We start from the raw sequence: 25,486 nt of genomic DNA on the forward strand, positions 1-25,486 counted from the left end.
TTTATGAAATTGTTTGTAGGTTTTATAGATGTCGGTGAACCCGCCCCTACAATTCACGGTTTTAGATCTAATTTTGTAGCAATCAAATGCCACTTTTTCAATGCAAACCCTGACAAATAAATCCCGACCAATAAATCAAATCAGCAAAAGGATTTGAATCTGCATACAGACTTTTCGTCAAATTTAAATTCTGATTAATTTTCAGGAAAATCGCATCTATTTGCGGCTTGTACACCACTTCCAACTCCGCACCCGAAATCGTTCGCAACCTCACCTGAGACCGCCGTAACGCATCCGGGCGACTGCAACCAGCCTGCCGAAACTGATAGTAAAAAATCGAAAATAACGACGTAGCCAAATCATTCACTGCCCACAAAGTGCTGACTACACTTCGAGCTCCCGCACACAAAAACCCGGTTCCCAAGGTGAGAACATCGTCGGTAATTTTCGTCTGTCCTAAATTGGTTTCGCAGCAGGATAGGAACACATCTGACAATTCCGGCAAACGCCAACCAGGAGTCATTAATTCGCCTAACCGGATCGTCCCATCCCCCAGTAATAATTCCGATTCTAAAGGATTGTCCAAACGCGATTTGGCGTGGTGGCTGGAGTGCAGGACATTAACTTGTTTCACCAAATCGCGATAATTGGCGACAGTTGCTTGTTGGCGTCCTTTTAAGTGGTGTTCGATCGGAACAATTTTGGTAATTTCTTCGCACTCGAAAGGTGTAAAATAGAGGTCATCCGTGGCATTTTCCACGATACCGTATTGCGGCGATTCGATGGTTGGGCGTTGATGGCAATACTCTAATATTTTGCAACTGGGAACGTAACGAATTAGGAAATAATCGCCAAGAACTCCCCCCGCCCCCCCTTTGCTAAGGGGGGGAGATTGAAGAGAGTTTTGCTTACTTAGCAAAGGGGAATTGTGATGCTGTAGCCCCTCAACAAAAGAAGAATCTTGTTCCTCTCTTAGCCCCCCCTTAGCAAGGCGGGGTTGGGGGGGGTTAATCGGCAATGCCGCCAACGGAATCTGATGCAAATACAGATGCGGAAGCACAATCAATTCCTCAATGCCATCCAGATATTTATCAATCAACTCATTAACTTTCAACCGCTGCGACAACTGGCTTAAAAAATCACCCATTCCTCGTTTCCAACTTTTCTTTGCTACCAAATAAGGCAACAACCAACTCTCGTGAATCCACTCCTGAAAAGTGGCCCAACCCTCACCCAGACAAGTATGAACCTGCGGGGCTTTATCCTTGTAAATCACAAAAACATGAGTGTCATCATTGGTAGTATAAAAACAGATAATTGCCGTCTGTGAATTGTTGATGAGTTGCTGCATTTCCGCAAACTGCATCCCATCGACTTGAAGCTGTCCCGATAAAACTGGATCTAAACGACGAATGTTTTCCCAGATGTGCTGTTTCTCGGCTTCTAATTTTTCTATCTTGTTCGTGTAAGCAGCAAAATCCGCCCGACTCTGTGACTGACTCCCCGCACTTGCTAATTCTTTATTCCCTGGCGATGGATTGTGGAGTTGTTCAACTTCCCTGTCAATTTCTCGCTGCTTCGCCTCAAACTCCCGCAAATAATTTTGAACTGCTGGCGGAATTTCGGCGCTAGCAGACAAGTCATTGCTGTGCATTAAATCGACTAAATGCTTGGAACGGGTTCTGTCACAATATTCTATGGCTTTTTCGAGTTTGCCGCTGTTGACGCAAGCTTGAATCGCGTTTTCGTAAACATCGATCGATTCTGCTACCATCTGTTGGCGGCGATCGTCCGAAGTTATCCAACTTCTACTTTGTTCCACCGCTGTCATCGCTTGTTCGTATCCTTCGATCGCAATCTCCCAGAAACCAGCAGTGAAAGCGGTGTAGCCGAGGTTTCTGCTACACCGCAAGCAATCTAAAGGAAAAGCGGTAGGGGTGTAGACTATTAAAGCTGACTGGTAAAAAGCGATCGCCTGTTCTATATTCTGAGCTTTTTCTCCCTGAATTCTGTAAATGTATGCATTCCCCAAACCATGTTGAGTCGCTGCCCATCTTTGGGGAAATTCTTCGAGGGTGTATACTTTTAAAGCTGACTCAAAATAAGCGATCGCCAGTTCTATATTCTGGGCCTTTTCTCCCTGAATTCTCTTTCCGTAGGCAACACCAAAATCATGTTGAATCATTGCCCAATCTTGGGGAAATTCTTCGAGGGTGTATACTTTTAAAGCTGACTCAAAATAAGCGATCGCCAGTTCTATATTCTGAGCCTTTTCTCCCTGAATTCTGTCACCGTAGGCACTACCCAAATTATTTTGAGCCAGTGCCCAATTTTGGGGAAATCCTTCGAGGGTATGGACTATTAAAGCAGAGCGGCAACAAGCGATCGCCTGTTCTATATTCTGGGCTTTTTCTCCCTGAATCCTGTTACAGTAGGCAACACTCAGATTATTTTGAGTCTTTGCCCAATCTTGGGGAAATTGTTCGAGGGTATGGACTATTAAAGCAGATTGGTAACAAGCGATCGCCCGTTCTATATTCTGAGCCTGTTCTCCCTGGATTCTGTTTCTGTATGCCTTACCCAAATTATCTTGAGTCCTTGCCCAATATTGGGGAAAATTTTCGTATTTGAAGACTATTAAAGCTGACTTGAAACAAGCGATTGCCTCTTCTACATTCTGAGCCTTTTCTCCTTGAATTCTGTGATAGTAGGCACTACCCATATTATTTTGATTCATAGCCCAATCTTGGGGAAATTGTTCGTATTTGAAGACTATTAAAGCTGATTGGTAACAAGCTATTTCCCGTTCTACATTCTGAGCCTTTTCTCCCTGAATTCTCTCTCCGTAGGCAATACCCAAATTATATTGAGTCATTGCCCAATCTTGGGGAAATTGTTCGCGAGTGCGGACGATTAAAGCTGACTGGTAACAAGCTATTTCCAGTTCTATATTCTGAGCCTTTTCTCCCTGAATTCTTTTACCGTAGGCATTACCCAAATTATGTTGAGTCATTGCCCAATCTTGAGAAAATTGTTCTAGAGTGTAGACTCTTAAAGCAAAATCGAAACAAGCGATCGCCCGTTCTATATTCTGGGCCTTTTCTCCCTGAATTCTCTCTCTGTAGGCATTACCCAAATTAGTTTGAGTCATTGCCCATTGCTGGGAAAATTGTTCTAGAGTGTAGACTCTTAAAGCAGAATCGAAACAAGCGATCGCCCGTTCTATATTCTGGGCATTTTCTCCCTGAATTCTGTTACGGTAGGCAGTACCCAAATTATTTTGAATCATTGCCCATTGCTGAGGAAATTGTTCGCGGGTGCAGACTATTAAAGATGACTCAAAATAATCGATCGCCAGTTCTATATTCTGGGCTTTTTCTCCCTGAATCCTGTCAAAGTAGGCAGCACCCAAATTATGTTGAGTCATTGCCCAATCTTGAGGAAATTGTTCGCGGGTATGGACTATTAAAGCTGACTCATAACAAGCGATCGCCCGATCGATATTCTCAGCCTTCTTTCCGTGCATTCTGTAACTGTAGGCATTCCCCAAATTATTTTGAACACTTGCCCATTGTTGGGGAAATTGTTCGCGGGTATAGACTATTAAAGCAGACTCGTAACAAGCGATGCCAATTTCTAAATACCAGTCCCGGCTACCTAGGGTAAATTGCTGAATTAAGTTGCCAAAATTGCCAATATCTCTTGCGATTAATTCAGCTTGTTCTAATGTAAACTCTGTGAATTTTGATGTAGCCCAATCCTGCAATATTTCGGCAAGCTTCAGATTCAATTTGTCGATATTTTTTTGTAAAATAGGATAGACGACTTGAGGATTTCCATCACTGTATGACGTTGCCTGCAACACCTCCATCAGAAAAGGCAAATACTCTTCATAAATTGCAGTATTACCGATATAATTCGCCAAATGTGCCGCTAGATTTTGCAGAAACTTGGCTGCATTTGAGTTGCCCTTTTCTGCCATATCTGCCACTACCATTTCCAGAACTTGCAGCAAATAGGCATCAACCAACTCTCGATTGGCGTTGAGAATATCATTTTCTGCACCGTTAGGACAATCGAGGAGTTGTTGAATCAGATTTAGATAAGCCGCAAAGCGTTGTTCGTCCATGAGGATTTCCTTTAACTCTATATATCTATCAGCGATTTGGGGAAGAATTTCGCAAAATCCCTGAAAAATTATTGATATTTGTCCAAAACCCTGGGGGCAACAACCCGCCTGAAACTCTTAGGTCGTAATAATTTAATCCATTGCACTTAAAAAAACAACTGACGCCGACTCAGTTCGATCGATCGCACTAACACTTCACTCCGTTGCGCCTCGCTTTTGACTGCATACATATTTTCCCACTCATCTACTTAGCAATATCGAATCTGTAACCGTAACAGCGAAGTATTTTCGTAAAAAAACTGGTGGTTGAGCTTCGGCTACGCTCAACCACCAGCCGAAATCCGGTTTCTGGCCACCCGTGCATACAAAAAGTCATGTTTAGTGCAGCGTAAATGCCAGCTCGTCCCAGCTAAACGGACTTTTTTCTGACAATTCTTCCTCCAACTTTGATTTAAAATCAAAAGGCTCTCCGCTATCCCAAATTTCGAGTTCTAGGCGATCGTTAAATGCAGCAATCACCAGCTCGATCGGAGTTTCTAAGGGCAGATTTTTATGAGCATGGCGCACCACATTTGTAAACCCTTCGATCGCAATCAGCTTAAATTGGGAAAACACTGCTTCGGGAATTGGTAGATCCTCTAACTGCTCGAACCACAGCAAGACTTCAGTAACAGCCTTGATATCAGTATTGAGTTTTAAGCTGATTTTTTTCAGTGGCTGGTGAGAATTGCGATCGGATTGTTGCTCTCGTTGCTCTTGCAGCCAATTAAAGCTGTTCAGAATATTTATCGCCCGCTTCCAACAACCAGCTTGAGTGTTGTGTTGGGATTCGTAATATTTTATAATGAACAAACAGTTGCGACCAGAAATGCGGGTATAGGAAAGCTCATCAGCAATTTTGCCAATAATTTTGATACCGATCCCGCCAGAGGGAATGTCATTGATGTTATCTTTCATTTTGCGAATCCTTATTGCTTGTAGTCTTGTAGTTAAACTCTCCCAACTTTTATCGACTATGTAAAAGATCGCTAAAAAATCACTTGTAAGTAGATCGTTGACAAATCGGAGGATGTGTAGTAATGGGTTGGAAAGTGCGATCGGACAAACTAGAATTAGTCAACGCCAGGGTACAAACAAGAGGTGGCAGGCAGCAGGTTCGTTGGCAAGTGGCCCGATATAAAATTGAACAAGGGTTGGCACTTAGCAACCAAACACTGGAAGATGGACTAGATGAAACAGACCTTCAATACCTAGCTCAGCACGATGTCCTGATTGGTGATGCTGCAAATCTTATGCTTGAGGCGATGCCCGAATTAAAGTCCCAGAAATTCCAATTGGCAGCTATTAAAGATTATTTTATTCCCTACTACAGCCTGAGCATAGAAAATTTTCTCAATGATTATCTAAAAATCAAAGATAACAGTCACGGAACTTGGACTAAATTTTTAAATGGAGAAACAGCCATCGAATATGAGGCTTTTAATACTATTTGCAACGTGTTAGATTTGGATTGTCACAGAATCGGCACGGACACGCGAGAAATGCCTGACTGGAAAAAGCTAGAAATTTTGTTGTGGCAGTTAAACCATAAAACTCAAATTCAAAGTTTCCAAGCCTTAGCCCGAAAGTCTCAGAATTTAGTCTGTTTAAAATTTCCCCAGGTTTCAGAGGATCGGATTCCTATATTTTGGCTGCTCAAAACTCTGATTCAACCACTTGATGACAGCATCCAAAAAGCTGCAATTGATTTTAACAGTCCGATTTACTCAGATTCGAGAGATAGGTTGAATACCATTATTCAAGGACTTGGACTTCCCAACAAGCTTTATAGAAATCAAAATCCTAACGCCATTGCCAAAGAAATTCACAGAAAAATGCTGAAAAACAATAAAACTATAGTCTTATTGTTTTTTACGCAAAATAGGCAAAATTTAACAGAGCTTTATGAATTATTCAATCTATTGTATGAACCTCTACTAAACCAATTCTCCCAACAGCAAACAAATCAAAAACTGTTGATGGTATGGATCGACTCGCAACCCTCATCCCAAGGAGACTCCGATGCTTTAGATGGAGAGGGTGACAACGATCCGTATCATGAAATTCCTGTCACGTCTAGATTCCACAACAGCGATCTAATACACTGGACAAATCTCGAAAAAGTGCAATTATTTATCAACCGAACCATCAACGATGACTTATCAAATTGCCAATTTATGGACAAAATCAGTGAATTTATTTGGAGTGAAAGCCAACCAGGGCAACCAGAAGTTTTGCTAAAATCTGTCTACAGTCTTTGTAACTTAAAATGGGAGACACATCAAGGTTCATGGCGCAAAATATAGATCGAAATAAGTCTCAACTCGAATTCACTGGGGCGATCGAATTTCAGCCCCAAGCTGGCGAACTCGATCCAGAAACACAAGAACCCCTGTATCCTTATTTAGCGGATGTTAGCGACGGTTTAGTGGAAGCTGTTCGGTTGGCGATTAACCTGAACAGACCATTACTGCTGGAAGGGGAACCGGGATGCGGTAAAACGAACTTAGCTAAAGCTGTTGCCTGCGAATTTAGCAAGCGCTACAATGTTAAATGGCCCTATGCTGATTGGTATATCAAATCCACAGACCAAGCGCGGGATGGCTTGTATATTTATGATGCTGTTAAGCGGCTGTACGATGCACAACTGTCAGCGACAGATTCCTGGGAAAAACAAAACATTCACACTCGCCTCAATGACCCCAACCATGCAGCTTACATTACATGGGGTGCGATCGGCAAAGCATTCAAAGCCTCTCAAAATGGTCAGCGCATGATTGTTTTAATTGATGAAATTGATAAAGCTGATACCGATTTTCCCAACGATTTACTCTTGGAACTAGAAGAAAAACGCTTTTTTGTCCGAGAAACAGGAGAAGAAATTCGTGCCAAAGCAGATTTTGCTCCGATTATCTTTATTACTAGCAATGCTCAGAAAAAGTTGCCCGATGCTTTTCTCAGGCGCTGTCTGTATCACTATGTCGATTTTCCGACAAAGCTAGATTTACAGAGAATTGTCGCAGCTAAGATGGGGCAAAAATGGTCAGAAGATTTAACAAGCAGAACTCTGGATAAATTTTTAAATCTTCGTGAGGTAATGGAGGAGGAAAAAGGAGATTTTGGCAAAAAGATTAGCATCAGTGAATTGCTAGATTGGTTTGCGGCCTTGCATCTACACGTACCTCAGTCCGAACTTGAGCAACTTTTAAAACAGCGCCAAATACCCTATGCTAGTACATTACTGAAAAACCGAGACGATTTACAAATAGCTGAGGACTTAGGAGATGACGACTCCGATTGAACTCAACTTGCCTTTCTACGAACTATTCAGCCAACTGCAAAAGGCAGGATTTCCGCTGGGAATTTGTGATTACAATTTACTGATAGAGGCTTTAGAAACTGATATTTATCCATTAGAATCAGAGTCTTTGAAGCATTTGCTAAAAACTATTTGGGTAAAAACTAGCTCTCAAAAACAAGAATTTGAAGCAATTTTTCAGCAAGTATTTACTCAGGAATCAGCATCTACCATCAAGTCTTCTCAACTACTAAATGCAGATCCTTCTAATTTTCCAGAACCACCGCAACCACCGACTCCCACACCATCTCCCACTCCCAGAAACCCGACAGGGAAGTATTTCTTTTTTCCCGCCAGTCCCGAATCAGCCGTCTCTACTTCTGTAGGCGAAAATAGTGAAGTTGTAAAAGCTATCAGAACATCTCGACAACAAGATTGGGTAGCTTTTAAATCAACAGGAAACCCGGACGATTATTTGCCTGTTACGGGACAACAAATGATCCAGGGTTGGTACAACCTCAAACGCTCCATTCGCACGGGAACGCGACTAGAATTAGATGTTGCTGCTACTATCGAAAAAATCAAACGTCAAGGTAAATTAGTTCTGCCTGTCCAGAAGCCGCGCCAGCTCAAATATAGTTCCCTATTGTTGCTAATTGACCAAAGAGGTTCTATGCAACCATTTCACGTTTTATCTCGGCAATTAGTTGCTACTGCACAACAAACCGGATGTTTGACATCCCAGTCTTGTTATTATTTTAATAATTATCCGAATCAGGATTTGTATTGTGACCCGGAATTTAATAGTGAAATTCCTGTAGAACAAGTTTTATGGCGCCTTTCCTCTCAACACACAGTTGTGTTAATTTTTAGTGATGGCGGTGCAGCAAGGCGAGATTATATTCCCAGGCGCATTCGTGAAACTGAATCTTTTTTAAATCGCTTAAAACAGCAAGTGAAAACTATTGTTTGGTTAAATCCTATCCCAGAACTTTCTTGGCAAGAGACAACGGCTGGGGAACTTGCTAAATTTGAAACTATGAAAATGTTTGCCGCAGATAGCGCGGGCTTTCAAAAAGCAATTGAGGTGCTGCAATGACCGAATTTACAGTCACTGGCAATGACCCAAAAGAACAAGATGCTATGAAGCGCATTCAAGCTTTACGAAATCGTTTTACTGAAGCACATCTCGAATTCGCTTGTCATGCAGCTTTTCCCCTAGCCTTAACACCTGACTTGCTTTATCGCTTGCGAGATTACCCTTTTAAGCCAAAATTACAAGTGCCTTGGATTGCAGTTTCTGATTTGCTATTGTCTGGTTTGTGCAGCGAAGTAGATGAGGAACTATATGAAATGGATAGCACAGTTCGCAAGGTACTTTTGAGAGGTTTGAGTCAGCAGCGTTTGCGCGAACTATCGAAATTTTTACTTAAGTATGTCAAGCGAAACTTTCGCTCAAACATTAGCGGGTTAAAACAAGCGCAGTATTGGACAGCTTTAGCCTACGTAGAACCAGGGAAAGCAGCAGAACAATTAACTCGGGTTCTGGGTCAATTACTGCAACGACCAAATCTGGCTCAATGGTTGCAGAAGTCATCGTTAGTAGAAACTTTGGCTGACCCCCTGCGAGACGCTAATTTTCAACCTTTGTTGATTCTAGCAGAGGCAATGAAGCAAACCGCACTGGGGGATTATACAGAAGCAACTCGGTTGTTTGATGGCTTACCCAAAACAGGAGAATCTGCGATTATTGCTGGAGTTGAAGTTAATTTGCCTCCCCATCCTATCCCGGCTGAAACTTTCACTTTTGAAACTGTCATGGTTAATCCTCAAGGTGAAATCACCCAACGCGAAACCAAACAAGCTTCATTTTTTACCGAAGACTTAGGCTATGAGACCAAGCTAGAAATGGTTTATATCCCTAGGGGTAGATTCTGGATGGGCTCACCTAAAACGCAAGCAGAAAGCTATGAGTATGAAAAACCTCAACATCAAGTCACAATCAAACCCTTTTTCATAGGAAAATACCCAATTACTCAAGCGCAGTGGCAAGCAATAGCTCAATTACCGAAAATCTATTATGACCTTGACTCAAATCCATCTTATTTCAAAGGTGAAAACCGACCTATAGAACGCATTTCTTGGTATCATGCAATCGAATTTTGTGCCAGATTATCTCAAAAAACAGGTAGAAGCTATCGTCTTCCTAGCGAGGCAGAATGGGAATATGCTTGTCGGGGCAGGACAACAACACTTTTTCATTTTGGGGAAACTATGACGACAGATTTAGCGAATTATAGAGGTACAGAGGATAAAGAGAATAAGTGGTCAGGTTCCTATGGTCAAGGGCCTACAGGAATTTACCGCGAAGAAACAACGCCTGTAGGTAGCTTTCGTGTAGCTAATGCTTTTGGACTCTACGATATGCACGGGAATGCCTGGGAATGGTGTGCTGACCCTTGGCACAGTAGCTATCAAGGTGCGCCTACTGATGGTACGGTCTGGGATGATGCTGGTCACGATCGTCGTTATCAAAGCTGTATTGATTTATTAGTCAAGACCAAAGATGATAACCAAGCGAGGCTGCTGCGCGGGGGTTCGTGGATCGGCCTTCCGGGGAGTTGCCGTTCTGCTTATCGCCTCAAAGATGCACCAGGCATCTATTACTACCACTACGGTTTTCGGGTTGTGTGTGTGGCTGCGTGGACTTAAATCAAAATGTACCGTGAATTTGTGGTAGGATGTTAATGTAAATCATCGCGAAGAGGGGGCGGGTTTATGAGATTGTTTGTGGGTTTTATAGATGGTTGGTGAACCCGCCCCTACAGGATTTTGGGGTGTTTTTTGTGGATTGGTTCCGCCCAATTAAAATACTATTTCCGAGAAATTTATTGTGTACAATGTTGATGTAAATTCAGTGGCTGTAGGGGCGGGTTCACAACAATTTATGGCAAAAATGAATAATGTTGTAAACCCGCCCCCACCCGATTAACAATAAAAATGTACCAGGAATTTATTGTAAGATGTTGATGTAAATCATGGCGAAGATGGGGCGGGTTTATGAGATTGTTTGTATGTTTCATGGATGTCGGCGAACCCGCCCCTACAATTCAGCAATTGCGAATTTAATCAAATTTGTACTGACTTATAGTTCTAGCACAATGTTTTTTCAAAGATAGAGGACGGATCGGGAGCATCTCAGTTTTTGCAAAAAACATTTTTTTATAGTGCCAGCTTGATGCTTCCTAAATGGCTGGCAGTATGGCTAGTTGAGAATGGTGCAAAATCTCAGTTTTAACCGACTTAAGCTTTGAGCCAGGGGTTTAAACCCCTGGCGGGCTGGGGGACAAATATGCTTTACCTGTAATCCGAAGTCTGAATATTTTTCAACTTCGCTGCATATTTCATGCCGTATTCCGGGCGACAGAAGCGATCGATCTGAGACTCGAAAAACGCCCGATTTGCCTTCAAATGCTTCGGATTTGGGTCATCCAAAGGATATAATAGCGCAGTTCGCAAAGCTTGAATCACGGCCGAAGTAACGCAGTACATCGATCGCTGAAAAGTCACCCCAATTTGATTCAGGATATCATCTTCGCCGCGACACCGCTGTTTGTAGAAATCCATCAAATAAGGCGGCAGGAAGTGCAGCATATCTTGGGCTAGCAGAGTCGGCGGGATGCCGGCGGTTCCTACGGGGAATTTGTCTGCATACAAAATACCGTAGTGGAAGTCTTTTTGGTCGTCTGGAACTTCCCTGGCTTGGGCGTTGTAAGATTTGGTGCCCCGGAACGGCGAAGTGCGGTAAAATACGGATTCTACGTAAGGTAGCGCTGCTTCGTACAGCCAAGTGAAGCCTTTGGATTTCGGAATGATTTCGTAGGTTTCGCCGTCGATGAGAACGTGGTGGTAAATGGGACGACCTGCGATCGCAAATATGCCATTTACCAGAAAATCCATCGCCTGCGGGACTGTGGTAACTTTCCCTTCGTCGTAAAGGTCTGACACTTCAAAAAACACCGGGGCCATTACTTCCCAAAACAAGCCGAGATTGCTGTAATAAGACATCTGGCGGCATTGTTCTAAAAACATTTCGGGGAATGCTTTGTGCAGCGCCAGCATGAACGGGTCTTTTTTGAAGTAAGCTTTAATAGCGCGATCGGCATTTGCTTTGTATTCGTCGCTGTCGAGATAGGGGTCAAATTTATTGACAGGAACGTACATCCCCCGGTGCCACAGCATCGACCTCATGCACTCTTCGGCAAATTCCATGTTTATGCGATCGTGCCACAAATGGTGAAACAGTCGCGGCTTTTTGCCAGTTTCTCCATTTTCCATGAACTCCAAAAGTTCTGGGTGAGCGCTCCCAGTCCCCCGCCAAATTCGCAAATCTGCACCGTCACCGGAATAGTGATTTTGCAAGTCTAAGTACTCCTGGGGCAAGAAGTATTTAAAGAAGGGCAGCGGGTTTAAAAATACCCGTTCCGCGATGTAAAGTAAATCCCGCCAATAGAAGTCCATCGGCACCGCGTAGGCCTTCCAAATCGCGATGATTTGCATCAGATTTTCCGGCGTATCTGGAATCATCGCGCCGCCAGCTTCCAGTCTGTGAATTACTTCGGCAAATTCGTGCTTGGAAGGAGGCAGTTTAGTTGCTGGTTTAGTAGGAGTTTGTACCATTGTTTCTTCCTTGGTTTGAATGAATCTCAATATTTAGAAATATTCGCCAAGTCTGCGGTAGCGCAATGCTTGGAAGTTGCTAGTAGGGAAATTGCTGTAACTGCACCTGAATTTAGAATTGTTTGCGGTGTTCCAAACTTTTACACAGTTATGGTGGTAGTTGACTGGTTGTTTTTATTTTACCATATTTACAATCCGAAGCGATATCATTTCGGGTAGATTATCATAACAAAAACGGTTCGTAGTGCGGACTTCAGTCCGCAGTATTAGAGCGGACTAAAGTCCGCACTACAAACTGTCCCGGTTCGTAGTGCGGACTTTAGTCCGCAGCATTAGAGCGGACTTAAGTCCGCACTACGAACTAATTTTATTCTGGTTAGTCCACCGGAGATGATATCAGAGGGAAGTTCGGCAACCGATTGTATAGCCGATTTAACGGATTCAATGGATGGATGTTGAGGGAACAGAAAAGAAGGAAGAAGCAAGAAGGAAGAAAAAAGGTTTTTCTAAGTTCCCCTTCTCCCGCTCTCCCATTCTATTTATCCGGCTGATAGCTGACAGCTACTTGAGAATATCTGCCCGTTGATAGAGTTACTGCCATCGCGTTTGTAGTAGATTCGCTCCACTTTAGCAGCCACACCGGTTGCACTCCCAAGAAGAAAATGATCGCGGCTAAAACTAAGGCTGGCATATTTTCCGCAAACTTAACTGGAGGATAGTAAGCCGTAGCGTTGTCCAATTTTCCAAAACAGGTGCGGTTGAGCAGAATTACAAAGTAAACTGCTGTTAACCCGGAGGCTAAAATGCACAGTAAAGTCGGAATTGGAAATGTTGAGAAACTGCCTTGAAATACTAAAAATTCGGCGATAAAACCGACTAAGCCGGGAATGCCGGCGCTGGCCATGCCGCCCAAAACTAATAGCGAGCTCGCCGTCGGTAAACCGCGCATCGGATTCATCAAGCCGTTGAGCACGTCCAAATCTCGCGTGCCGGCTTTGGTTTCGATGATGCCTACGAGATAAAAGAGCAAGGCTAAAATCAAACCGTGGCTTACCATTTGCCCGACAGCACCGATTAAGGCGAGTTTGGTGCCGGCGGCGCAGGCGACGAGGATGTAGCCCATATGCCCGATCGAACTATAGGCTACCATGCGCTTGATATCTTTTTGGGCGATCGCGCTCAAAGCACCGTACATCACGCTCACTGTGCCGATTATCGCTAAACCAGGAGCGACAATCGACCAAGTTTCGGGAAACATCTGCAAACCAAACCGCACTAAGCCGTAAGTTCCCAACTTCGCCAACACGCCTCCCAACAGAATTGCTGTTGCTGGCGAAGCTTCGACGTAGGCATCCGGCAGCCAAGTGTGCAGGGGTACTAAAGGAATTTTAATTGCCAACCCAAGTAGGACAATTGTTAGCAAGATTAATTGCGTTTTTAAGGGCAAATCTTGAGTAGTAATTGCACTGTAATCGAAGTTTAAAGAGCCGCTCAGCCAAGCTACACCCAAAAATCCGCCTAAAACTAAAAGCCCTGAAACTGCCGTATAAATCAGAAACTTCATCGCGGCGTATTCCCGCTGCTTACCGCCCCAAATCGCAATCAACAGGTAAAAAGGAATTAATTCTAGCTCGTAAAATAGGACGAACAGCAGCAAATTTTGAGACATCAAAGCTCCCGCTACCCCCGCATTGATTAGCAAAATCAAAGAGTAGTAAAGCTGAGGGCGAGCGATGTCGTCACCAGTACCGTAAATTACCAATAGCGTCAGCAATCCGGTTAAAACTAGCAGTGGCAAAGATAAGCCATCAACTCCCAAGTTGTAGCTCAAACCTAATTGTGGAATCCAAGCCCAATATTCTTGAAATTGCAGGCCTGAATTGGCAGTGTCAAATTGAGTTAGCAGCCAGATATTCAACAGGAAAATGGCAGCAGCGAAGGCGAAGGCGACTGAACGCACCCGCATCGTGTTCATTTTTCCGGGCAAGAACCCGACTACCGCAGCGCCCAACGCAGGCAACCAGAGCAATGCACTAAGCATAATGTGTAAACAGTGAAGAGTAAAAAAACATTTTCCAACGCTTTTGCGATCGCTAATTTGACAATATTTAGATGTATAATTTGACAAATTATCGATCGCAAATTACATCATGACTCAATCAGAATATTGACTGCACCCGTGTCTAAATCGTAATATCCACCAACTACTTTCAGTTTATTTTCAGTAATTAACTGAGAGATCACTGGGGATGCTTTCAATCTTCTAGCTTGCAAGATCACATTGGCTTTACAGGCATTTTCCAGGCGATCGCCCGCTTGGCCTTTCGAGCTTTCGACAGCAGGCTTAATTGCTTCTAGCAAACTGCCAATTTGACCGGGAACCTGAGCTCCTTTGATGGTTGCGTCTACCGCACCGCACCGTTTATGCCCAATTACCACCAGCACTTTTGCTCCCAACACCAGGGTGCCAAATTCCAGGCTACCAATTTCTTCTGGGGTAGCCACATTTCCGGCCACGCGACAGACAAATAAATCTCCTAATCCCTGATCGAAAATAATCTCAGAAGGAAAGCGGGAATCTGCACAGCCGAGAACAGCAGCAAAAGGTGTTTGAGCTTTGGCAACTTCGGCGAGGCGGGGTAAGTCTTGGTTGGGACTTTGACGTTTTCTGTTAACAAACCGCTTGTTTCCGTCCATTAACTGTTTCAAAGCTGCATCGGGAGTTATGTCATTTTGAGCAATTGCTGGTGCGGGTGCAGCCACATCAGCGCCGACTCGTGCTGCGAGTATTCCTGTACCTATTGCTCCTGCGACAAATTTGAGCGAATTGCGCCGGGAAAGATTTACTTGTCTGTTTTTGTCTTTCATTTGTGCTGCCTTGTTGGAGAAAGTTTGAAATCTTTGTTCAAGATTTCATTTGTTTAAAATTTTAGGCTTAAAGTGTCACCTAAACTCTTCAACTTTATATCTCTTTACCCGCCTACAATCAGCGACAGGCGAGCCAACAAAGGCCAGCTTACTAGCAGTCCCAAAAGTGCAACTCCGAACAAAATTGTCAGGGCATAAAATTGAGTTTGACCGCTAACGTTGTATTTGAGACTCTGCCCGCCGAAAACTGTGGCAAAACCGATTAAGTTTACGAAGCCGTCAACAATGTTGCGATCGAACCAGGAGATGATTTGGGAAACCAGACCGACTGCAAATATCACTGTGACGCGGTAAAGTTGGGCGGTGTAAAAGTCGTAGGCAAAGAAGTCTTGCACGGCTTGAGAACCAATTCGCACTGGTTTTTCCCACTTTTCGTTCAAGTAAATAAATGCTCCTGCACCAATGCCGATCGCACTTGACAAAGCTAACAGCCCGGCCGCAGTATAATTTAAAGTTGCCAAAGGCAGCAATTGCCAGGCGGCGAGCAAGTGTGGGACGTGCAAAGTAAATCCCATTAACACGGTCATTGGCAAGACAAAAGGCCAGGCAACTTCGGGCGAACGTTCAGTCATTTGCTTGGGTTTGCCACCGAAAACTAAACCAAAAACTCGCACTAAGCCAAAAGCCGTCACGCCGTTCACAAACAGCACTACTACTAACAGTGAAGGGTGAGTTTTAGCAAGCCCGCCTGCTAATTCTGATAAAGCCCAGAAGCAGCCGAAGGGTGGCAGTCCAATCACTCCAGCGGCGCCAACAAGAAACGATATTCCCGATATCGGCCGCTTCGCCCACAAACCGCCGAGAGAGCGGACATCCTGAGTGATGCTGTTCCAAACTATCGAACCGATGCTCATCACCAACAAACCCATTGCCAAGGTGTAAGCAAATATCAATGTCAAAGCTGTGTGGGTTTGTCCGGTACCGACGGCGATAAATACCAAGCCCATATAAGAGCTAACTATATAGGAAAGCGTGCGCTTGATGTCGATTTGGGCGATCGCAATTAAAGACGCACCCACCGCCGTTGCAGCACCCACAATAATAGTTGTCTTCAGCCCCACGGGCGACAAAGCAATCACGGGCTGCAATTTAATCAAAATCCAAGCACCGGTTTCCACAACCACCGTGTTCCGCAAAATCGTTGCCGGCAAAGGGCCTTCCATCGCCTCATCCAGCCACAGGTGCAAGGGAAACTGGGCGCATTTACCCATCGGGCCGGCAATCAAAGTTAAACTCAACAGCGTCGCCACTGTGGGGTCAATGTTTGCAGTCTTGGCCCACACGGCCAACTCGTCAAAATTCCAAGTTCCCGCCAGCGGCAGAATTGCAACTACTCCCATCAGCAGGAATAAGTCTCCTACGCGCTTAGTCAAGAAAGCGTCCCGGGCACCCGTCACCACTAAAGACTGATTGAACCACAGCCCGATTAGCAGGTAAGTTCCCAGAGTCAGGACTTCCAGAATCATGTAGCTGAAAAACAGAGAGTTGGACAAAACCAAGCCGCACATCCCCGCTTCAAACAGCCCCATCAGGGAAAAGAATCTAGCCCAGCCCCAGTCCATCTCCATGTAACCGACTGCATAAATCTGCGCCAGAAGGTTCAGCCCGGTAATCAAAACTGTCGCCCCGACGGTGACAGCAGAGATGTCTACGGGAATGGTTAAGTCTAAACCTGCTACGTTCAGCCAAGGAATTAACTGGTGTTGCGCCGGTTGGTTCCAGATAGCTGTCAGGGCGATGACGCCGTGGGCGAAAGCGAAGAAAGTTAAGATGGCGTTTACGTAACCGGAGGGTCTAGGCCCCGTGCGGCGAGTTACTGCTGGAAACCACAGTATCGACAGAAATGCGCCGATGAGTGGATAGCAAGGTATAAACCAAACGGTCTGGAGTAGGATTTGAGCCATTGGCACTACCTGTAAATGTTACAAAAATTTAAAAATCTGAGAATAATCTCGATGCCAGAAGGCTGAGGCCATTCGCCAGAAGTAAAGAAATTTTGGGTGTGACTGGGAGTTTCTCGTCGTTTTGAAACCGTATGCTTCAAAATAGACTTATTAATTTTATATTAAGGATTGCCTGAAATTTTCATATTTCCTAATTCAGCATACTTATATACAGATAAACTGTACTTATCTGATGTAAAGCTGGGACTATAAGTATTAATGCTCTTGAAGACTTAGATGTGTTGCATTATACAAAGCAAGATTTGTCAATCCTACTTTTGATAGATTAGGACTGACGGACGGGTAGCTAGAAACCGGGTTTTTTACGAAAATCCACAGGTTCGAGCCCACAGTAAGGGTAAAAAACCCAGTTTCTTTGACCTTAGTGCGTGGAGGGACTGTAGATACACGATGGGGCGATTGAAAATTGCTGCACAATGCTAGCGCTGGCAGAAACAAGATTTAAACTAAAGATTAAAGCCGCTCAATTTCCCGAGCTAGTTCTGGGAGTTGGGCTTGTCGCTGTCCGATCGCCCTTGCCCTGACATTTACTAGACCGATCGGCGTATTTAACAAATCTACCAGATCGGCGCGGGCGATCGCACATTTAGCCGCAGCAACCGGTAATTCTTTTAATAGCCATCTAGCCAGCCGGTACAAATATTCCCCTGCTGTGAATTCCCGCATCAAATCGACACCGTGGAGTTCGTGCAAATATTTATTCGACTCGCCGTAACGATGCCATTGACTTTCTAACTGTTTTATTGTAGACCGATGGCGGTGTCGGGCGATCGCATTTTGGGCAAAATACATTTTATAGGATGTTTCCCGCAAAATCCGCCAGCACAAATCCGCATCGCCACCGCTCGTAAGGTACGGACGAAACAAACCGACTTGTGCTAAAATCTGCCTGCGTACAGCCAAGTTAGCAGTTTGACCGTAGCCACAAAAAGGGTGAGCCAGAGTGTGTTTTTGAGATAAAGTATTTTCGCGGGCGGCGTGTTTTTCTAAGAGAGTGTTACCGGGGAGGGCGAGGATTTCCCCGCAAGTAATTCCTATTTCTAAGTTAGCGAATGGTTTGACTAAATTTTGCAACCATTGAGATTCCGGGCGACAGTCTGCGTCGGTAAAGGCGACGATTTCGCCTGTGGAGGCGCGAATTCCTTTGTTTCTGGCGGCGTAGGAACTTTGAATTGTATTTTCGCTGAGATTGCGAATGGTGATTTGATTAAATCCCTCTTGGCTGGCGGATTTGGCGGCTGCTTGCAGGATGGTTGAAGTGTAATCGCGACTTTTGTTGTCTACTAAGAGATATTCTACTCTGGTTGTGGGATAAGTTTGCGATCGTAGACACTCAATTAAATCAGGTAAATCCATCTCGCCGTTGTAAACAGGTACCACAACCGAAACAATCGGTAAAAACTCCTGATTGTTCATTAATCCTCTCTGCTGGTTGTGAAGTCAATCAGGACTAAAGTCCTTACTACGAACCAGTTTGTAGTGAGGACTTCAGTCCTCTCTTACTCGTTTGTAGTGAGGACTTCAGTCCTCTCTGCGGGTTGTGAAGTCAATCAGGACTAAAGTCCTTACTACGAACCAGTTATTGAATAATTTCTACTTCCGTGCCTTTTTGTACCAACTGATACAATTCCTCAACATCCTTATTTTCCAGCGAAACGCACCCCAAAGTCCAATTCGATCGCTCTTTTATAATTTTCTTTGAATTAGCAGGCACGCCGTGAATGCCAACCTCACTGCCAATGCTATCGTACCATTTAATTGTACCTGCTTGCTTGGCTTTGATATGTTTTCGCCAAGATTGCTTAGTTGGATAGTCCAGCCAGAGAAACTTCGACCAAGCTGGGTGAGGATAAAGGTCTTTGATGCTAAAAATTCCTTCCGGCGTCCGAAAATCCCCTGCTTTTAGTTTATCGCCTGCGGGATTGCTCCCAAATACAACAGGATAAGATTTGACCGGCTTTTTGTTCTCATATACAGTCAGCCTGTATTTTGATTTTTCAACCAGAATGGAAATTCTAGTTTTATCTAACTTATCCGGTTCGCCTAAAATTTGTGTTAGGGGTTTGTCGTAGTTTAATAAATTATCGGCCGGCAATTGAGTGTGTAAAACATTTAAATCGTCAGCCGGACAGTTATTTAAGCAGAAAACATCTAAAATATAGGGAATTGGCACAGCATAACCCAGTCTGACGAGTTTCCAGTAAAAAAAGGAGCTCGCAGCTAGCAATAAAATGCTGGCAGATGAAGCAATTATCCAAATATTGCCCTGTCTTTTTTTGAGTTCCATTGCATTAACTGGGGAGAGCAATTTTCAAAATTATAACTTATGAGCTTGGCACTGGCAAGATGCCAGTTCCACAACAGAATGAAGTATTAGTGGCACAGGCATCTTGCCTGTGATTTAGCTAGATTTAATATTAGTGGCACAGGCATCTTGCTTGTGATTTAGCTAGATTTAATAGGGTGCATCTGGTTTTTGAAGAGGGCGAAGCATGACCGCATATAAGTTATTAGTTATAATCTCATATTCACAGCGGTCATGCTTCGCCCCGGAGCGATATATTTTCCAAACCGAGATGCACCCGATTTAATATTAGTGGCACAGGCATCTTGCCTGTTTTTTTATTTTAAAACGGGCAAGATGCCCGTTCCACAACTGCATTGAGTTCCTGTGGAACGGGCATCTTATTTGTTTTTTAACATAGCAGAAAACATCAGCTACATATGCTGTAAAGTCTGTTACTAATCTGGTATTAACTGTTGCCAGTCAACATCAAAATCATTAACACTAACACCCCGTTAGTTAAATAAAAGATACCAACAACCTGAGTTTCCAGCCACCCGCACAGTTCTAGATGGTGGTGTAGCGGAGCCATTCTTAACAGACGCTTGCCGATGCCATCCGGGCCTTTTGTAGCTTTGTAATAACTTACCTGAGCAATTACTGACAGAGTTTCTACAAAGAAAATACCGCTGATTATTAATAATATCCAAAGGCTATTTGTTAATAAAGCTACCGCACCCAACGCACCGCCCAAAGCCAACGCACCTGTATCACCCATAAATACCCGGGCTGGATTGCGGTTGTGAGCTAAGAAACCGAAACAACTGCCGCTAATGCAGGCGCAAAATATCATTAATTCTGGCGAAGTTGAGGCTACAGATGCGCCTAGTCCCAAAAGTGCGATCGCCCCCAAGCCTCCCATTAACCCGTCAACGCCGTCGGTAAGATTAGTAGCATTGCTTTCCGCAACTAACACAAAACCCGCCAGCGGCCAAAACAGAAAACCTAAAGGCAATACCCAACCAAAAGGCAAAGCAACGTTCGTAGAAATACTTGGATTGTGGAACATCAGCCACAGACAAAATAGAGCTGCAAAACCTACTTGCAAAGCCAATTTCATCCGGGGTGAAATACCTTTATTCGACTTGCGGCGGAGAATTTGCCAGTCGTCGAGCCAGCCGATGAAACCGTAAGCTAAAGTTAAAGCCGATACGGCAACAACATCTGAGTTAAATCTCGACCAAAGTAAAGCGACTGCTACCCCTGCCGGCACAAAAAATATGCCTCCCATTGTCGGCGTTCCCGCTTTTTTCAAGTGGGCTTGGGGGCCGTCTTCGCGAATTATTTGTCCTGCTTTCAGTTGCTGGAGTAAGGGCACAACTAGATAACCTAAACCCGATGCAACGAGAGCACAAACAGCTAGTGGCATAAATAGCGATGCAGGCGCATCCAAAAATCTACCCGCTGCTACATCTAAACCGATCGCTACAATGCCGATCCCCAAACCCAGCAGCAGGAATAAATTCCTGCCTGTAAGTTTGAAAGGCATACTAAAAGGGATTTTTTCATCCAAAAAGTTATCCATGTCACTCCTCAACACACACCATTTGAGAATCAGCATTTGACAATTGGGGAATAGGGTGCGATACAGGAGATTGCGAAATTTGTTAGTTTTTCTTCCCTGTTTCCGGTAGATTCGTTGACCCGCAAAAAACGGTACACGCCCTAAACTTCAGCGGTCGATTCTCCCCAAATTTTAGACTCAAGTTCGGTTTCCCAGATTTAATGCTGCAAAGTGAATCTAAAATCTAAAATTTACAATCGACTGACCATTCTACAGTTATTCGTCCCCTACACCCGCATCATCTTCTACTTCTTCTTCTAAATCATCGTAAGGACTGTCGTCAACTGCCATCAACTCGGAAATTTCTTCTTCGTGCAGATAGTCGGGTTCTTGGACATCCCTTGCTAAGAGGCGATTGTTAGATTCCAACCAGTCTAAAAGAGAAGATTGCTGCTTTAATGGAATTACATCCGCAGGCAAGTGGCGAGGTATTTGACGCAGAGATGGGTTGTACATGATTATCGGTTTCTAAAGACAAAGATGCGATCGAGTAGAACTGTAGAACTAATGTTGTGCCGACTGACTGCTCCTTCGATCGAACACTTGCAAATCGGGCATTTAGCAGAGCTAAGGCATTATACCACAGACACTGTTTGCTTCCGGATCGGGATAGGATGGCTGACCGATTCGGGCGATCGCGGCCAATCATGGGCCTCACAATAACACTAAAATCCGATCTTGCCAATCCCTCTTTCGCCATGAGTATTGTAATCTGAGGCGATCGTCTTTTAAAGTATCGCGGGACACCGGGCTTTCCAGCGGTTGAGTCAGAACAGTCTTCTGGTTTTGCGTCTAAGCCTGATGGTGAAAGCCTTTTACCTTCTTCAACAACTCTCAAACAATAAATCTCAGGATGGATACAACGGCGGCGGTTTTATACCACAAAGACGGTTACGACACCGGAGGGCAAAGACTTCTGGGGCGTCATTCAGCCGGAGAAGGATTTCTCAAAAGCTTAGTCCAACACGGTACTGCTGACTCTCTCTACTGTTGTACGGACAGCGAAGCAACATTTAAGGAGTTTTGTTCGCGCATCCAACCTTGGCTGCAACAACCTCGGAAAGTCCGCTGGATTCGCGCGGATCGACCAGATTTGCTATCTCAACCGGGTACAATTTATCGACCCGATCCCGCCCTGGCAGATATGGTTTGGGGGCGTAGATTTGTCGATCAGCGGGCTTACAGCGTTTGCGGCGTTACTCACACGATCGCAACTAAGTATGTCATGGAATCGATCGGCAATTTGGTAACAGCACCAGTTCAGCCTTGGGACGCCCTCATCTGCACCTCTAACGCCGTGAAAAACACAGTAGAAGGAGTTCTGAGGGAGTGGTCGGAGTATTTAGCGCAGCGCAACGGCGGTCAGCCGGAAATTTTGGTGAAATTGCCAGTTATTCCCCTAGGAGTGGATTGCAGCGCGTTTCCGCAGGGTGTGGAAGCGGTTGAGGCGGGCGATCGACAACGGCAAGAACTCGGCATTTCTCCCGGCGATACAGTCGTGTTATTTGTTGGCCGCTTAACTTTTTCGGCAAAAGCTCATCCGGTACCAATGTACATCGCCCTGGAACGCGCCGCGCAACAGACAAAAGCCAAAATCCACTTAATTCAAGCCGGTTGGATCGAAGATCCGAGAGAAGAATCCGACTTTAAAAAGAGCGCGCAAATCTTTTGTCCGTCTGTGAATGCTATTTTTGTAGATGGCAGAAAGCCCGACATTAGAGTTAATATTTGGTCGACCGCCGACATTTTTATTTCGCTTTCCGACAACATTCAAGAAACCTTCGGACTAACACCCATTGAAGCGATGGCGAACGGACTGCCGGCAATTGTCTCTGATTGGAATGGATATAAAGAATCAGTACGCCACGAAATCGACGGTTTCCGCATTCCCACACTCATCCCGCCCCCGGAAGCTTGTTTAGATTTAGCGCTAAATTATCACAACGGTAGCTTAAATTGGCCGACTTACATGGGTCACACTTCCCTAGCCACAGCAGTTGATATTGATGCCTGCACCCGCGCTTTGTGTCAATTAATTGAAAATCCCGAATTGAGCAAGCGGATGGGTGAAAGTGCGAGACAAAGGGCGAGGGAGATTTATGATTGGAAAGTAGTAATTGCTGCTTACGAACAGTTGTGGCGGGAATTAGCAGAAATTCGAGTTTCTGCACCAGAGTCAGCCGCTTTGAAAGCTGGGAAACCGCCTTATCCCCTGGGCGACGATCCGTTTCGGGTGTTGGGCCATTATGCGACTAGAACTTTAACCGATGATATGATGCTGAGTCTGGGTGCGATCGCGACTCCGGAACTTCTCAGACATTTACCAACAATTTGGTTTACCAACTTCGGTCAAGACCGAAGAATATCTGTTAACATTCAGATGGAGATGTTGAATGCGATCGAGCAAAATGGTGCTGTCAGCGTCGGGGAAGTTCTCAGGCGTTATGCCAAAAACGAGCAAGAATCGGCATACCTCTATCGGACGCTACTCTATCTCGTGAAATTTGGTGTTTTAGTCATTGGGAATGGGGAATAGGGCATGGGGCATGGGGCATTGGGAATGGGGCATTGGGAATGGGGCATTGGGAATGGGGCATTGGGAATTGGGAATTGGGAATTGGGAATTGGGAATTGTTCATACTAAATCCAATAAGAATCGGCGGTTGAAACCGCTACTACACAAACGATGTCCGCCTCCGCGGACAGAAGATTAGATTACATTTAGAGTGCGCGCTGGGCACAGAGAAGCCCAATCATAAGCGTGGGTAAAAAAAACGATTTATTTAGTCCCTCTGCATAAGTCATAAACTACTGACTAATGACTGCTGACTAATGACTGCTGACTACTGACTAATGACTGCTGACTAATGACTGCTGACCAATGACTCTTAAAAAACTATGCTTAAAAAATCTGCACTATTAGAGATAATTGCTGGTAAGAATCGCGGTTTGCTGGCTACTCCCAGCGACAAACAGGTGATTTTAAGTGCGATCGCCCAATTAGAAGATTACAACCCCACGCCACGCCCTGTGGAAGCCGCAGAGCTTTTAGATGGCGATTGGCGGTTGTTGTACACCAGCAGCCGCGCCCTGCTGAACCTTGACGGTTTTCCGTTGTTGAAATTGGGTCAAATTTATCAATCTATCCGGGTCAAACAATCTAAAATTTACAACATTGCCGAACTTTACGGATTGCCTTATTTAGAAGGAATTGTCAGCGTAGCCGCAAGATTTGAGGCGACTTCGGAACGGCGAGTGCAGGTGAAGTTTGAGCGATCGATCTTCGGTTTAAGCAAGTTGATCGGCTATGAATCTCCCGCAAAATATATCAATGAAATTGAGTCAGGGAAAAAGTTCGCTGCTGTAGATTTTAGCCTGGATACTCGCGAACAGCAGGGATGGCTGGATGTTACTTATTTGGATGGCGATTTGCGAATCGGGCGCGGCAATGAAGGAAGTGTCTTTGTGTTGACAAAAGAGTGATTTGGTGCAGCATAACAAAACTTACCAACAACCAACAAAATCACACAAAAAATGCTCCGACTATCCCAAACCCAACTCAAAATCCTCGAAGAATGCCCCCGCAAATTCCAGCATAGCTACCTAGAACTCCTCGCCACCACCGCCTCCCCAGAACACAAAGAAAAACTCACATGGGGAAGCCACTTTCACCTATTGATGCAGCAGCGAGAACTCGGGCTTCCCATTGAATTCATCATCCAACAAGACCCAGAAATGGGACGCTGTATCGCAGCCTTTATCAATACCGCGCCGGAACTTTTCGCTAATTCCGAAAATAGCGATCAAATTTTCCGCCAAGCCGAACACCCCCGCACCCTAATTTTTCAAGACTACCTCTTCACCGCGATCTATGACTTATTAATAGCCGAACCAAATACAGCCCAGATTCTCGACTGGAAAACCTATCCCCGCCCTCAAAAATCAAAATGGATAGCCGAAAGTTGGCAAACCAGACTCTATTTATATGTCCTAGTAGAAACCAGCGACTATTCCCCCGAACAAGTTTCTATGACATACTGGTTCGTACAATTGCAAGGAGAAGAACCGCCGCAAAAACTCACATTTTCCTACAACCAAATTGAACACGATCGCACAAAACAAGATTTAACCCAAATATTGCAGCAGCTAACCGACTGGCGACAGCGCTATGTCGAAGGCGGTGAATTCTTCCCCCAAGTACAAATTAGTTCAAATCTTTGCGATTCCTGTCAATTCGCGACTCGCTGCAACCGCACCCAAGATACCAAAGCTTCCTCACCAATTCTTTCCCCAGACACTCCCGCAAATTGGCTGCCAAATCTTGCTATAATCGAGGAAATATCTATATAACATACCTATTCAACAAATCAACAGTCCGCTAAAAGTTTGTAGTGAGGACTTCAGTCCTCTCATCACTAAAAGTTTGTAGTGAGGACTTCAGTCCTCTCTTGAGTATTTTAGCCAATTAGGACTAAAGTCCTTACTACGAACCTTGATTTGCGAACTTTGATCTGGACTAATTAGGACTAAAGTCCTTACT

Annotated in this window: 17 protein-coding genes; 7 read left to right on the top strand and 10 right to left on the bottom strand. The window is 44.6% G+C overall.

The window, feature by feature from the left end; translation table 11 throughout:
* Window positions 1-97 precede the first annotated feature (97 nt).
* Both QUB64_RS25090 and QUB64_RS25095 read right to left on the bottom strand, forming a co-directional pair.
* Window positions 98-4,129 (bottom strand): CHAT domain-containing protein, encoded by a 4,032-nt coding sequence (locus QUB64_RS25090; protein ID WP_333276076.1) that lies wholly within the window; start codon window positions 4,127-4,129, stop codon window positions 98-100.
* 378 nt (window positions 4,130-4,507) lie between these two features.
* On the bottom strand, window positions 4,508-5,086 hold the full coding sequence (locus QUB64_RS25095; RefSeq protein WP_333276078.1) for an ATP-binding protein: 579 nt from the start codon (window positions 5,084-5,086) through the stop codon (window positions 4,508-4,510).
* Window positions 5,087-5,208: 122 nt separating this feature from the next.
* Here QUB64_RS25095 and QUB64_RS25100 point away from each other — a divergent pair, with 122 nt between their 5' ends.
* Genes QUB64_RS25100 through QUB64_RS25115 form a run of 4 tightly spaced genes read left to right on the top strand, consistent with a single transcriptional unit; the run spans window position 5,209 to window position 10,178 of the window.
* Window positions 5,209-6,474: a hypothetical protein gene (locus tag QUB64_RS25100; RefSeq protein WP_333276080.1), complete on the top strand. Its 1,266-nt coding sequence runs from the start codon at window positions 5,209-5,211 to the stop codon at window positions 6,472-6,474.
* On the top strand, window positions 6,459-7,469 hold the full coding sequence (locus tag QUB64_RS25105) for an AAA family ATPase (RefSeq protein WP_333276082.1): 1,011 nt from the start codon (window positions 6,459-6,461) through the stop codon (window positions 7,467-7,469). The genes QUB64_RS25100 and QUB64_RS25105 overlap by 16 nt, the downstream gene beginning before the upstream one ends.
* A complete protein-coding gene (locus QUB64_RS25110) occupies window positions 7,453-8,565 on the top strand; it encodes a hypothetical protein (protein WP_333276084.1) in 1,113 nt (370 codons plus the stop codon). Before QUB64_RS25105 ends, QUB64_RS25110 begins: the two co-directional genes overlap by 17 nt.
* Window positions 8,562-10,178, top strand: a complete 1,617-nt coding sequence (locus QUB64_RS25115) for a formylglycine-generating enzyme family protein (RefSeq protein ID WP_333276086.1) — start codon at window positions 8,562-8,564, stop codon at window positions 10,176-10,178. Before QUB64_RS25110 ends, QUB64_RS25115 begins: the two co-directional genes overlap by 4 nt.
* 645 nt (window positions 10,179-10,823) lie before the next feature.
* On the opposite strand, the gene QUB64_RS25120 is transcribed toward QUB64_RS25115, so the two are convergent.
* The 8 genes from QUB64_RS25120 to QUB64_RS25155 form a co-directional block, all read right to left on the bottom strand.
* Window positions 10,824-12,146 (bottom strand): CO2 hydration protein, encoded by a 1,323-nt coding sequence (locus tag QUB64_RS25120; protein ID WP_333276088.1) that lies wholly within the window; start codon window positions 12,144-12,146, stop codon window positions 10,824-10,826.
* Between the two features lie 535 nt (window positions 12,147-12,681).
* Window positions 12,682-14,187 carry an NADH-quinone oxidoreductase subunit M gene (locus tag QUB64_RS25125; RefSeq protein ID WP_333276090.1) on the bottom strand — a complete coding sequence of 502 codons (1,506 nt, stop codon included), beginning with the start codon at window positions 14,185-14,187 and terminating at the stop codon, window positions 12,682-12,684.
* Between the two features lie 107 nt (window positions 14,188-14,294).
* On the bottom strand, window positions 14,295-15,014 hold the full coding sequence (locus QUB64_RS25130) for a carbonic anhydrase (RefSeq protein ID WP_333276092.1): 720 nt from the start codon (window positions 15,012-15,014) through the stop codon (window positions 14,295-14,297).
* A 104-nt stretch (window positions 15,015-15,118) separates the two neighbouring features.
* Entirely contained in the window at window positions 15,119-16,978 is a 1,860-nt protein-coding gene (locus QUB64_RS25135; protein WP_333276093.1) for an NAD(P)H-quinone oxidoreductase subunit F, read from the bottom strand.
* 513 nt (window positions 16,979-17,491) lie between these two features.
* Window positions 17,492-18,454: a glycosyltransferase gene (locus QUB64_RS25140; RefSeq protein WP_333276095.1), complete on the bottom strand. Its 963-nt coding sequence runs from the start codon at window positions 18,452-18,454 to the stop codon at window positions 17,492-17,494.
* Window positions 18,455-18,617: 163 nt separating this feature from the next.
* Entirely contained in the window at window positions 18,618-19,325 is a 708-nt protein-coding gene (locus QUB64_RS25145; protein ID WP_333276097.1) for a L,D-transpeptidase family protein, read from the bottom strand.
* 466 nt (window positions 19,326-19,791) lie between these two features.
* Entirely contained in the window at window positions 19,792-20,907 is a 1,116-nt protein-coding gene (mraY, locus tag QUB64_RS25150; RefSeq protein ID WP_333276099.1) for a phospho-N-acetylmuramoyl-pentapeptide-transferase, read from the bottom strand.
* Window positions 20,908-21,162: 255 nt separating this feature from the next.
* Window positions 21,163-21,402, bottom strand: a complete 240-nt coding sequence (locus QUB64_RS25155; RefSeq protein WP_293261860.1) for a DUF3134 domain-containing protein — start codon at window positions 21,400-21,402, stop codon at window positions 21,163-21,165.
* Between the two features lie 397 nt (window positions 21,403-21,799).
* Here QUB64_RS25155 and QUB64_RS25160 point away from each other — a divergent pair, with 397 nt between their 5' ends.
* From QUB64_RS25160 to QUB64_RS25170, 3 genes are all read left to right on the top strand, one after another.
* Window positions 21,800-23,482 (top strand): glycosyltransferase family 4 protein, encoded by a 1,683-nt coding sequence (locus tag QUB64_RS25160; protein WP_333276103.1) that lies wholly within the window; start codon window positions 21,800-21,802, stop codon window positions 23,480-23,482.
* A 362-nt stretch (window positions 23,483-23,844) separates the two neighbouring features.
* The gene (locus QUB64_RS25165; RefSeq protein ID WP_333276105.1) at window positions 23,845-24,429 is read left to right on the top strand and encodes a PAP/fibrillin family protein; all 585 of its coding nucleotides are present in this window, start codon (window positions 23,845-23,847) and stop codon (window positions 24,427-24,429) included.
* Window positions 24,430-24,480: 51 nt separating this feature from the next.
* The gene (locus QUB64_RS25170; protein ID WP_333276107.1) at window positions 24,481-25,296 is read left to right on the top strand and encodes a PD-(D/E)XK nuclease family protein; all 816 of its coding nucleotides are present in this window, start codon (window positions 24,481-24,483) and stop codon (window positions 25,294-25,296) included.
* The last annotated feature ends 190 nt before the right edge of the window (window positions 25,297-25,486 follow it).

The organism is Microcoleus sp. Aus8_D2, from assembly GCF_036702665.1.
Lineage (GTDB): Bacteria > Cyanobacteriota > Cyanobacteriia > Cyanobacteriales > Microcoleaceae > Microcoleus.